Genomic DNA, 5,645 nt, shown 5'->3' with positions numbered 1-5,645 from the left:
ATTTATACCTTAATATTTTTAGGTTGTTATGTTTTTCTTTACTTCTTCAAAAATGAAAAATATTTCTCCAGCTATTTGTTTGCTAGATGCTAAATAGGTTTCTTTAGTATCTTCTCTTTCGTCAGATATTTTTGGATCTGTAAAGGGTAAATGAAATCGTTCAATTGCATCAGGAATAAAAGGGCAATTTTCATCAGCACTGTCACAAGTAGTTATGGCAATATATGGATAGTCATTGTGTGAATTGTCAAAAACCTTTGAAAAAGCCATTAAAGGTGTTTTGCATCCATGAAAAGAAATTAAATATTTAGGGTTTTGATGTGAGAAATTATCAACATTAAATTCAAAACCATTTTTCTGTAAAGCTCTTACTGTATTTCTATGAAAAGCAGTAGTTTCTGTTCCGCCAGAGAAAGAAAAAATATTTTCAATTGAAAAATAATTAATAGCAAAAAAACTCCATACTTGAGCAAATTGACTTCTTCTAGAGTTGTGAGTGCAAATAAAATTTAGATTCAGTTTATCGCGTTCAAAATACTCGTCAATAATAGTGTCAGCAATTTTTAGCAATAGCTCTTTACGTTCGTCACTTAAAACCAAATTTCTTTTTGCTTCTTCAAAGAAAATTTTTGTGTCTATGTTTTTAGTGTTAATCATTTATTTAATGTTCTTTTGCAAATTAAAATATCGCCAAAAATAAGAGTTAAAGCGTTAAGGTAAATTAAATAATAGTTAATTATGTGTTTTGAAATTGGAAACAAAGTAGTTGTTATAGATGATGTTATACGAGGAGAAGTTTTTGGTTTTCTGGATGAATTAGTTTTGGTGAAAGATGAGGAAGGTATGGAGTATCGGTTTTTAAAAACTGAGTTAGTAAAAATTGAAGTAGAGCAAAAAGAGTTAAGTAAATATCTTAATATAAATAATACTATTTTAAAAGAAAAGATAAGTAAAGAGCAACCCAAAAAAAATAACTTTATTAAATCTAAAAATGAAGTTGTGATGGAGGTTGATTTGCATGCTGAAAAAATATTAAAATCTACAAAAGGTATGGATAATTATGATATACTTTCATTTCAGATAGAAAAGGCTAGGCAGAAAATAGAGTATTGTTTATCTAAGAAAATATCTAAAATTGTATTTATTCATGGTGTTGGTGAAGGAGTTTTAAAAACTGAATTGAATTATTTATTAAATAGGTATCCAGTCAAGTATTATGAAGCTTCTTATCAAAAATATGGAATGGGAGCAACTGAAGTTTATGTATATCAAAACCCTAATTAGTATTACTTTTGTAGAATGAAAAGAATTTATTTAGATAATGCAGCAACTACACCTATGTTGCCAGAGGTGATAGAGTTAATGTCTGATTCAATGCGTGTTAATTTTGGTAACCCATCATCAACACACCAGTTTGGAAGAACAGCAAAAGTTTCTGTTGAAACAGCAAGAAAGAATATAGCGAAGCACTTTAATGTATCTGCAAGGGAAATTATTTTTACCTCTGGAGGTACGGAAGCTGATAATTTAATTTTGCAAAATGCAGTTGCTAATTTAGGAGTAGAAACTATTGTTACAACTAAAATAGAACATCATGCAGTTTTACATACTATTGAATTTTTGGAAAGTAAGTATGGGGTAGATGTAGTGTATTTGAAAGTGAATGATGATGGTGGGATTGATTTAGATGAGTTAGCGAGTGTTTTAGAGAGTGTAGATACAAAAGCATTGGTTAGTTTAATGTGGGTGAATAATGAGATTGGTAATTTGTTGCCAATTAAAGAGGTTGCTAAGTTGTGTGAAATTAATGGAGTGTTGTTTCATTCTGATACTGTTCAGGGGATTGGGCATTATGAATTGGATTTAAAAGAAGTGCCTATAGATTTTATTACAGCAAGCGCTCATAAATTTCATGGACCTAAAGGAGTTGGTTTTGCTTATGTGAAGAAAAATATTGGTGTTTTTCCTATGTTCCATGGAGGTGATCAAGAGAGAGGGAGTCGCTCAAGTACAGAAAATGTACATTCAATTCTTGGAATGGAAAAGGGATTAGATATAGCGATGAGGAGAATTGAAAAAGATACCATATATATTAAAGGAATTAAAAAACAATTGATTGATGGCTTGATTAAAATATTTCCTGAAATTCATTTTAATGGATTATCTAGTAATATGGATAAGAGTACGTATACTGTTTTAAATGTAAGGTTTCCGTTTACAGATAAGCTGTTACTTTTTAATTTAGATTTGTTTGGGATTTCTGTCTCCGGAGGAAGTGCTTGTCAAAGTGGAAGTGACAAAGGGTCTCATGTTTTGGATGGTTTTTTGAATAAGTATGATGCTGAAAAAACTTCAGTGCGTTTTTCTTTTAGTAGGTTCACTACAAAGGAAGATATAGTTTCGGTTTTAAGTTTTTTTGAAGTTTTAAAAAAATAAAACACGATTACGGTGTGTTTAAGGTGTTTTTTTTGTATGAATGGTGTTATTTGTTGGCTTTTTCATAACAAGGCCTTAGAGTTGGTTTATGAGCTCCATTTGAATAGTTTTTGAATATGTAAAACTTTGTTGCTATAGTTTTTTGTTATCGCTGTAACGTGACTTTTTTTTATAAAAAGTTTCTAAATAAATGTAGGATGTAAATAAAAGTTAATTATATTTGCATCGTTTATTAGAAACGTCCCCCCAAACTATAGATTTGTCGTTGTAACGGCTAAATGTATTTTTTTGGGGGCTTTTTTATGCCCTCCATGTAATTTATTAAAATTAAAATAACACTAAATATAGTGTTGTAACAATATATACTAAATTCAATTTATATGGAGAAGTATTACTTTTCATGTTTAAAAATCAAAAAAGAAATATTTTTATTATTTGTTTTTTTATTTTCTTTTTTTTCAGTATTTGCTCAGTCGACTATTACTATAGAAGTTAATTGGCCTAATTATGCTGAAGAAAATAGAGTAACTTTTAGGACAGCAGCAAATGCTCAGATTGGATCTCAAATATGTTTTCCTACTAATTGTTATAATAATGATAGTTCAAATAATAACTATTCTACTTCAGTTAATTATACTGGGATTGCAGATGGAACTTATAATCTTTTTTTAGAAGATAGATGGGGGGATGGATGGAATGGAGGAGCTTCTTTTGTAAGGGTTTTTGATGATGGTGTTTTAGTTGATACATTTGATTTGACTGGAGGGTTTTCTTCTACTGAAACATTTACTATTTCAACACCTTATTCATTTACTTGTGGAAATGTGTATGCAAGTGCTTTTTCTGGGGGTAGAACTTCTATATATGAATTAAGTGGTACTACTATGACGTCTGTATATACAGCTCCTCAAAATGTTGGAGGTCTTGCAATTAGTGCTAATGGGAATGCTTATTATGATAATGCTACTTTTGGTTCTCCTCCGTTATTGAGTTCTAATGGAGCTACACAAACAAATACAGGAGCAACCTTACCAGGTTTTTTTGTAGGTCAAGCAGCTGATGCCTCTGGGAATGTGTATTATATTGATAATTCTTACCATTTAAGAAGGGTTAATAATGGAGCAACTGGGGCAGCCACTGATTTAGGAGCTTTAGTTTTTGATGCTGGTGATGCCATAGGTACTACATTGTCATATGGAGACATGACTTTCGATGGTAATGGTAGATTACATTGGTATGCATCTGTGAGTGGAAGTGGAGCATCATACTTATATGTAATTGACATAGCAACTTTATCAGCTAAAAATCTTGGTAATGTAGGTCCAAATGGAGCTACTGGTGTAGCTTTTGATTCAAGTGGTAATTTAATAACAACTACTGATTCTGGTGCAACTGTAGTTTCAGTTGATTTTTCAGCAGCAACCTTGTCAGGAACTGTAGTAGGTACAGTTTCTCCAACAGTTTATGATTTAGGTTCTTGTGTGTCACCTGTGTTTAATTCTAATTTAGGTGCTGTAAAGTCAGTACGAAACATAACAAAAGGTCAAAATCCAGCTTTAATTGCTGTATCTGGAGATGTTTTAGAGTATAGTATAGTGGTTTCTAATTCTGGAAACTTTCCTTCAGATGATGCAACTTTGCAAGATGCTATTCCGTCATCTACTACTTATGTTGCAAATTCAACTACTTTAAATGGAGCTTCCGTTGCTGATGTCTTAGGTAATATGCCGTTTTCATCTGCGTCAGAAATCAATTCACCATCACAACCAAATGGTGTTGTAACCGTTGGGTCAAATGCTACAATTACTTTTAGAGTACAGGTAGCTTCAGGAAGTTTGCCTAGTTCGATCACAAATCAAGCTACTATAACATATCCTACAGTTACTGGTGGAGTTACAACTACACAGACAGAGAATTCTAATACAGTGTCAACGTCGACTTCTGATCCCTGTACTGATGGTGCAGTTGTTGGAATGGTAACAGCAAATGATCCTGATGCTGATGGAATAAACAATAGTTGTGATTTAGATGATGATAATGACGGTATTTTAGATACTGTTGAGTGTGCTTCTTTTTCTTCTAGTTTTAATATAACTGGGGCTACTGGTGGTAGTACAACAAACTTTTCTCAAGTAGCAGTTTTATCAGCTACTGTTGATCTTGCATCTATAGATAATTCTTTCGCTGTACTTATCAATGGGGGAGGACTAAATGCTAATAGTGTATTTCAGTTGGAAGGGGCTGTTGGTGCTGGTCAAGTATTTTTAAGATTTGCATCTGATAATGCTTCTATAAGTACACCTTGGGTAACAAATAATAACGGTTTACCAAGAATAAGAGTTATAATTGATTCAGCAGGAGTAGTCTCTATTTATGGAACTCGTAATACCAGTTCAGTAAGTTTGGAATTGATGGAAACAGCTGATGGTTCTTCTTACAATACAATTTCTTTTCTTACTGGAGTTAATAGTTTCAGTGTAATAAATCAAGATGGACAAGGACCAGATTCAATAGATGGTGTAGCTAATTTAATATCTTGTGCAGATACAGATAAAGACGGAACACCTGACTATTTAGATACAGATAGTGACAATGATGGGTGTCCAGATTCAGTAGAGTCTGGAGGTACAGATGCTACTAAAGATGGAGTTTTAGACGGAACTGGCTTCGATAGTAGTGGTCGAGTAACTGGAGGAACAGGAGGTTATAATGGAGTTAATGGAACTGAAATTATTAGTGAAGTAGTTTCGAGTTTAAGTGTTGCTATAGCACCTGATCCAGCTTCAGTTTGTGAAGGAAGCAATATTACATTAACAGTTAATCCAGCAGGACTTAGAGTAACTAATTTTGGAACAACAGGAGCAACTGGGGATGATACAACAATAGCTATTCCTTCAGGAGATTATGTGTATAAATGGTATTTAGGAACTAGTACTACTCCTTTAACTAATGTAGCACCATATAGTGGAACGACTACAGCTTCTTTAGTAATAACAAACGCAACAACTGGTTTATCAGGGAATAATTATAGAGTTGAAGTTACAACAACAAATAATAGTTGCCCTGTAGAAGATACTGTTGCTTTAACGGTAACCCCAAATACAGAGTTAGACTTCTCAGGAGTAGATGCTACAATTTGTAGTGGAGCAGCGTTTAGTTTCCCAACTACAAGTGGAATCACAGGAACATGGAGTCCAGCGGCTATAGAC

Annotated in this window: 4 protein-coding genes; 3 read left to right on the top strand and 1 reads right to left on the bottom strand. The window is 32.8% G+C overall.

Annotation, left to right across the window (positions count from 1 at the left end; all coding sequences use genetic code 11):
* Positions 1 to 18: 18 nt before the first annotated feature.
* On the bottom strand, positions 19 to 657 hold the full coding sequence (locus DS884_RS02875) for a hypothetical protein (protein ID WP_113785720.1): 639 nt from the start codon (positions 655 to 657) through the stop codon (positions 19 to 21).
* Positions 658 to 738: 81 nt separating this feature from the next.
* On the opposite strand from DS884_RS02875, the gene DS884_RS02870 reads away from it, so the two are divergent.
* The 3 genes from DS884_RS02870 to DS884_RS02860 all read left to right on the top strand — a co-directional run.
* Positions 739 to 1,284, top strand: coding sequence for a Smr/MutS family protein (locus DS884_RS02870; protein ID WP_093870726.1), 546 nt, complete (start codon positions 739 to 741; stop codon positions 1,282 to 1,284).
* 15 nt (positions 1,285 to 1,299) lie between these two features.
* Positions 1,300 to 2,436, top strand: coding sequence for a cysteine desulfurase family protein (locus DS884_RS02865; RefSeq protein ID WP_113785719.1), 1,137 nt, complete (start codon positions 1,300 to 1,302; stop codon positions 2,434 to 2,436).
* Positions 2,437 to 2,816: 380 nt separating this feature from the next.
* Positions 2,817 to 5,645, top strand: a 2,829-nt coding sequence (locus DS884_RS02860; protein WP_113785718.1) for a beta strand repeat-containing protein, incomplete at its 3' end; no start/stop codon positions are given.

Source organism: Tenacibaculum sp. E3R01, from assembly GCF_003318185.1.
Lineage (GTDB): Bacteria > Bacteroidota > Bacteroidia > Flavobacteriales > Flavobacteriaceae > Polaribacter > Polaribacter halocynthiae.
Note: the sequence above shows the minus strand (reverse complement) of the source record. Positions and strands in the feature narration are given on the sequence as shown.

Bases quoted from the DNA above. Each gene is read 5' to 3' on its own strand.
- DS884_RS02875 (WP_113785720.1), bottom strand. From the start codon at position 657: ATGATTAACACTAAAAACATAGACACAAAAATTTTCTTTGAAGAAGCA.
- DS884_RS02870 (WP_093870726.1), top strand. From the start codon at position 739: ATGTGTTTTGAAATTGGAAACAAAGTAGTTGTTATAGATGATGTTATA.
- DS884_RS02865 (WP_113785719.1), top strand. From the start codon at position 1,300: ATGAAAAGAATTTATTTAGATAATGCAGCAACTACACCTATGTTGCCA.